Annotated in this window: 4 protein-coding genes and 1 pseudogene; 1 reads left to right on the top strand and 4 read right to left on the bottom strand. The window is 63.9% G+C overall.

Going from position 1 to position 6,127, the window contains the following annotated elements; translation table 11 throughout:
* Positions 1-1,230, top strand: a pseudogene (locus tag Tam10B_RS13285) (hypothetical protein); the annotation flags it as partial.
* A 734-nt stretch (positions 1,231-1,964) separates the two neighbouring features.
* Here Tam10B_RS13285 and Tam10B_RS09275 read toward each other — a convergent pair.
* From Tam10B_RS09275 to Tam10B_RS09260, 4 genes are all read right to left on the bottom strand, one after another.
* Positions 1,965-2,483 carry an FMN-binding protein gene (locus Tam10B_RS09275; RefSeq protein WP_093960953.1) on the bottom strand — a complete coding sequence of 173 codons (519 nt, stop codon included), beginning with the start codon at positions 2,481-2,483 and terminating at the stop codon, positions 1,965-1,967.
* A 117-nt stretch (positions 2,484-2,600) separates the two neighbouring features.
* Positions 2,601-3,398 (bottom strand): ABC transporter ATP-binding protein, encoded by a 798-nt coding sequence (locus Tam10B_RS09270; RefSeq protein WP_093960952.1) that lies wholly within the window; start codon positions 3,396-3,398, stop codon positions 2,601-2,603.
* 33 nt (positions 3,399-3,431) lie between these two features.
* Entirely contained in the window at positions 3,432-4,748 is a 1,317-nt protein-coding gene (locus tag Tam10B_RS09265) for an ABC transporter permease (RefSeq protein ID WP_093960968.1), read from the bottom strand.
* Positions 4,749-4,770: 22 nt separating this feature from the next.
* On the bottom strand, positions 4,771-6,126 hold the full coding sequence (locus tag Tam10B_RS09260) for an ABC transporter permease (protein ID WP_093960951.1): 1,356 nt from the start codon (positions 6,124-6,126) through the stop codon (positions 4,771-4,773).
* Position 6,127: the final 1 nt, after the last annotated feature.

The following is a 6,127-nucleotide window of genomic DNA, read 5'->3' as shown; positions in this document are numbered from 1 at the left end:
CGCTCCGCTCAGTCCTCACAGCCCGGTCAGCCCGGCGGCGCATACGGGACGAACGTCTACGGCGGTCCTACCACGCCGGCCACGACTGCGACCGGCGTGTACGGCAACGGTTCAATTCCCGGCGGCTCCACGCCCAACGGTCCTGGCACACCCAATGGTCCAAGCGTATCCGGCACACCCGGCTCCCCCGCCCCCAAACCCAAGCGCAAGCACACGGGCGCGATCATCGCGGCCGTGATCTGCGTAATCGCGCTCGTCGCGGCGGCAGGAGGCTACGCGCTGTGGCGGAACCGCGAGCATCAGGCCGCGGTCAGCGCCTGCACCGACGCGCAGTCCGAGTTCGACAAGTCGGCGAGCACGCTGTCGAATTCGATCACCAAGGGCAAGCAGGCGCTTAACGACACCCAGTACGACGAAGTGAATGACCAGACCGCCATCACCGGTTTGAACAATCTGGTCAACACCTCCACGGACGACGGATCATCGGAATCGTGCAGCACCAGCCGCACCACCGCGGAGCTCAACGCCAGCGCCGACAAGTTCAAATCGCTGGCGAAAAGCAACGTCACACTCGCGTCGAAGATCGACAACGGTGTGAGCACGCTCAAGACCAGCAAGACCAGCAAAACGCTTTCCGACGCGAAGAGCGCACTGGAGACCACGCTCGGCAAGGCCAAGGAACTCATGACGTCGGCCACCGGCAACGTGACCGACGAGACCGTGCTCACCGCATTGCAGCAGGCCATCAGCGACGCGAGCACGCTGATGCAGAGCCTGACCGATGCCGACACGTCCAAGGTCACCGCGTCGGCGCTGAACAAAGCGTCGGATACGTTGGAGACCGCCATGGATAAGGTGAACGCGTCGGTCAAGGCCAAGCAGGCGGCCGACGACAAGACCCGGTGCCAGAACATCGCCGGCAACTACGGCATGTGGCAGGGCAGCATGCAGCTCACCGTGAATGCCGACTGCAGCGTCAGTATGCAGGACGCTGGCGAGGCGAGCGGGTCGAGCGGCGCGTACGCGTACACCGCGGATTCGTATAAGGAGAACGGCGACGGCACGACCACGTGGAGCCTGTCGAACAACGAGACGATGACGTATTATCCGGCCGGCAAGGAATCGCCGAGCATCAAGCAGTTCATCGACGCGCTCGGCAACGGCGAGACCGACCCGACCGTGAATCTCCCCAAGATCGAAACCGGCGACGGCTCAGCGTATGTGGGCTGAGTCCGTTAAGAAAACGCCAGAGGCGTTTTTAGGACTCAGGCGAGCCGACAGGCGAGCCAGCAAACCGCCCGGCCACAAGGCCGGGACAATACTTGCAGGACGAGTGCGTTAAGAAAACGTCAGAGACGTTTTTAGGACTCAGGCGAGCAAACAAACCGCCGGCCGCAAGGCCGGACCACACTTGCTGGGCGAGCGCGTACAAAAAACGTCAGAGGCGTTTTTAGCGCTTAGGCGAGCAAACAAAACGCCCGGCCACAAGGCCGGGACCACACTTGCAGGACTGAGTCCGTTTAAAAAACGCCAGAGGCACCCCTCCCTCAGTCCGCCTTCGTCGGCCAGCTCCCTGAGGTTGGGCCCAGCACCATGCCGACGCTCATCACCTCATCCGTCCGGCTACGCCGGACACCGTCCTGCAAGTGCGGCCAGCCTACGGTTGCGTTTGGCTTGCTCGCCTGTCGGCTCGTCCTCGCCTAAAAACGCCTCTGGCGTTTTCTTGACGGCTCAGCCCCTCAAGGGGAAGGCTGCATTTCGCCATGCGAGCGTATCCGGCAACGCCGGCTTCCCCCTAGGCTGAGCCGTCAAATGAACAGTCCAGTGGACTGTTCATAGGCGAAGACGAGCCGACAGGCGAGCAGAATATCGCCGGCCGTAGGCCGTCCATTCTTGCGGATGAAGCTGTCACGCGAATGCGTGACTGATGAGGTGACGGTGCGCCGACAACCTCACCCGTCATCTCACTGCGAGGCCTGTTCGCGGGCAAGATCAAGTGCGGAGTTGAACGCGTCGGACGTCCAGCTGGCGCCGGCCACGTTGTCGATCTTCAGACCCTTGAGCTGCTTGCCGTCCACCACGCCGGGAATGGCCTGGATGAACGCGTCCTGATGGTCCTTGGAAATACTGGTGAGCGGATGCCCCACCACCTGCACGTCCGTGATCACGCCGTTTGCGATCGTCAGGGTGACGTCGATACTGTCCTCGTTGACCGGACCGTACACGCCCTTGATCGAATACGTGCCGTCCTTGTAGTTGCCGGTGTCCTTCGACGACGCGTCGTCGGACGAAGACGCGGACGAAGATGATGAGTCGGACGATCCGGTGGACGGGGACGCGGACGACTCCCCCGAGTTGCCGGCGTATTCGTCGTCCATCGGCACGGCCTTGGAATGCGGGCTGCCGCATCCGCCGAGCAGCGCACCGACCACCACTAAACCGGCGAGCGCGCCGGCCGCGGTCTTCACGGTCTTGTTGGTCATGTCAGTTCCTCCCCTGTTGATTGCCTATCCGCACTTTTCCGCACTTTACTGCATCAAACGGTCGCAAATCGGCCGAAAAAGCGACCGTTTGATGCAGTAAAGCACCGAAACACGGATCTACTCCTCACCGCCGGTCTTGGCGGCCTTGGTCGGGTCGGCGAACCCGATCGCGGTCTCGCCGGTCTGCGCGCCTTCGGCCTTGCTGCCCGTGGATGCAGGCTTGCCGCCGGCCGCCTCGTACTTGGCGCGCGCGTCCTCGTCGTTCCACTTCTCGCCCACGAGCACGCCGTGGTTGAGCATGATCTCACGTTCGGCGCAGCTGGCGACCAGCGCGTCGTGCGTCACGACGATGATCGTGGTGCCCTGCTCGTGCAGCTGGCGGAACAGGTCGAGCACGATCTTCTCGTTCTTCTCGTCCAGGTTGCCGGTGGGCTCGTCGGCGAGGATCAGCTTCGGGCAGTTGATGAGCGCGCGAGCGATGCACACTCGCTGCTGCTCGCCACCGGACAGCTGGCCCGGCAGGTGGTGAGCACGATCCTTGAGGCCCACGCGGTCCAGCGCCTCGAGCGCCTCCTTCTCGTTGACCACCGAATGGTAGTACTGCGCGACCATCACGTTTTCAACGGCCGTCAGGTGCGGCACCAGATAGAACTTCTGGAACACGAGGCCGATCAGGTTCTTGCGCACGTCGGCCAGCTGCGTGGCGTTGAGGTCCTCGAGCTTGCGCCCCTCGAGCGAGACGGAACCCTTGCTCGGAGTGTCCATGCAGCCGATCATGTTCATCAGCGTGGTCTTGCCGGAGCCGGATGAGCCGACGATGGCGAGCCATTCGCCTTCCGGCACGGTGAGGGACAGGTCGTCCACGGCGTGCAGCGAGCCGTAGATCTTGGAGATGTGGTCGAGTTCTAGAAGCATTGGAGATCCTTTTGACGGTTTGGGATTGACGGTTTATTCCTCGCGCAGCACGATGGCGGGGTCGATGCGGGAGGCGCGGCGCACGGGCACGATCGACGCGACCACGGCGATCAGCACGCTGAGCGCCACCGACGCCAATCCCAGCAGCCAGTTGAACGACAGCGAACGTTCGAACACGGTCTGGCATAGCACGCGCGCGAACACGTAGCCGATGCCGGTGCCCACCACGCCGCCGAGCAGACCGTAGAGCGCCGACTCCACGTAGAATTCGGCACCGACCGACGCGGAGCTTGCGCCCAGCGCCTTGCGCAGGCCGATCTCGTTGCGGCGCTGCGAGACGATCGACGCCATGGTCGTGCTCACGCCCACGAGCGTCAGCACCAGCACCACGACCGAGACCAGCCAGAACAGCGTCTGCAGCATGGTGATGATGCGCGTGTTCGACGACGTGATCTTGCTGACCTGCTGTGCCTTCACGCCCAGCGACGACGTTTTGTTGATTCGATTGACCAGCTGCGTGAGCTGATCGGCCGACGCTTCGGAGGAGAACTCGATCACGTCGCTGCCGCGCTCACCGGCCAGTTTGGTCAGGTCGTCGTTCGTGGCGTACACGATCTCGTCCTCGCTGCCGCCGGTGTCGACGATGCCGGCCACGCGGAATTCGGTGCCGTCGGTGTTGAGGATGTCGGTGGACACACGTCCGTCGCGTGACGACTGGCCGGTGGACTGCGCCTGCGTTTCCGCGGACGTCGTGCCCGCGGTCGTGCCGGACGCCGACGAAGTACCGTCGTTCGGCACAGCGGTGGCGTTCGAGCCGGCAGAACCAGACGTGCCGGACGAGCTTGCCCCGGCCGCATTGTCCGACGCGCGATATGCGATCTTGATCGCCGAACCGATTTCCAGTCCCATGGAATCGGCCACATCACGGCCCACAAGCACACGGCCCTCGCTCGGCCACTTGCCGTCGACCACCCAATGACGATTGAGGTCGCGCACCTGATTCACGTCGATGCCGCCGAGCACGTACGGCGCCGAGTTGATGCGCACCGTCTCGTAACGGTAGGTGGCGGACTTTGCGGACCCGTCGGCCTTGACCGTCTTCTCCACGGCCGCGACCGTGTCTGCGCTCAGTCCGGCGGCGCTCGACGCCTCGTTCGGCGTCACGATCAGGTTCGCGCCGTACGCGCGCATCTCCGCGCTCATCTGCTGCGGCACCACCAGGCATACGGCGGCCAGACAGAACAGCGTCGCCGCACCCACCATCGACGAGACCACGGCCATGACGGCGCGCGAACGACGACGGAACACCGCGCCGAAGATCATGGCGAAGAACATGCGCCGATTGGTCATCGGCTTGCGAATCTTGTTGCTATCAGCGGCCATGCAGCACCTCCGCGGGACGCAGCCTCAGGATCGAACGGATCGACGACACCGAGGCGATGAGAATCGTAATGGCCAGCAGCACGAACACCAGCACGAACACCATGGGTCGCATCGTGATGCCCGAACCGAACACCACCTGCCCCACGATCTGCGCCACGCCCGAGCCCAGACCGGCGCCGATGATCGCACCCACAAGCGAGATCACCGCCGTCTCGGCCAGCATCAGGCGGGACACCGCGCCGTCCGTGGCGCCGATGGCCTTGAGCAGCGCCAGCTCGTTGCCGCGCTCGCCGATCGACGCGGCCATCAGGTTCGCCACGGCGATGGCGGCGGCGACCAGACTCAGCGCGGTCATGAGGATCATCACGGCACGGGTCTTGTTCATCACGTCGCCCTGCAGCGCGGCCACCTGCCGCACCTGCTTGGCCACCGAACCGGGGATGACCTCCTCGATCTGGTAGGCGATCGAGCTCGCGTACGCGGTGCAGTACCAGGTCTCCCACTCCTCGGACGTCAGCGCGGCCGGGTTCTTGGCGGCCTTGCGCGCCAGATCGTTCTCCGGCGTGGTGAGCGCCTTGACCTCGATCTTGTCGACCGAGTCGGGCAGGTCGGCCAGCGTCTGCGCCACCGAGCTCGCCATGTACAGCGAGTTGGCCGCGTCGTCGCCGGAGTCATACGTGCCGACGATCTTCACCGACTGCACGTTGTTCACGCCGGACGCGGTGGTCTTGGTCAGCGTGAGCGTATCGCCGATCTTCACGCCGAGCTTATCGGCCAGGTTCACGCCGATCATCGCCTGATCGGTGTCGTCCTTGGGCCATGCGCCCTGCACGGTCCACCACGAACGCATACCCTGCACGCCCACCACGGTGGATTCGCCCGTGTCGAGCTTGAGCGTCTTGTTGAACCACGTGCCCACGATCGGGATGCTGACCTGACCGCTGCCGCTGTTCACGCCGGCGTTCGCGTGGATGTTGAGCTGCGGCGCGAAGTTGGTGATGTTAAACGCCCAGAAGATCGTCTTGATGTTCTTGGCGTCCGACTCCTTGAGGAACGACGTGGGATCGCTGGTCGTGCCGGAGCCGCCCGTCGAATCGGACGTGCCGGCCGCGCCCGCCGCGTCATCCGTGGAATACAGATCGGAGATCACGGCGTCGGACTTCGGCTGCACGGTGATGTTGGAACCGTACGTCGAGAGTTCGGCGTTGAGCTTGTCGCCCACGTCGAACACCACGCCGAGCATGGCCACGCTCACCGTGGCGGACAGGCACACGGTGACGGCGATCAGCAGACGACGTTTGAACTGCCTGCTGAACGACCGGAAAATCATACGAAGAAAGAACACG

Source organism: Bifidobacterium vansinderenii, assembly GCF_002234915.1.
Classification (GTDB): domain Bacteria; phylum Actinomycetota; class Actinomycetes; order Actinomycetales; family Bifidobacteriaceae; genus Galliscardovia; species Galliscardovia vansinderenii.
This window is presented reverse-complemented; position numbering and strand designations above follow the sequence as displayed.

Bases quoted from the DNA above. Each gene is read 5' to 3' on its own strand.
- Tam10B_RS09275 (WP_093960953.1), bottom strand. From the start codon at position 2,483: ATGACCAACAAGACCGTGAAGACCGCGGCCGGCGCGCTCGCCGGTTTA.
- Tam10B_RS09270 (WP_093960952.1), bottom strand. From the start codon at position 3,398: ATGCTTCTAGAACTCGACCACATCTCCAAGATCTACGGCTCGCTGCAC.
- Tam10B_RS09265 (WP_093960968.1), bottom strand. From the start codon at position 4,748: ATGACCAATCGGCGCATGTTCTTCGCCATGATCTTCGGCGCGGTGTTC.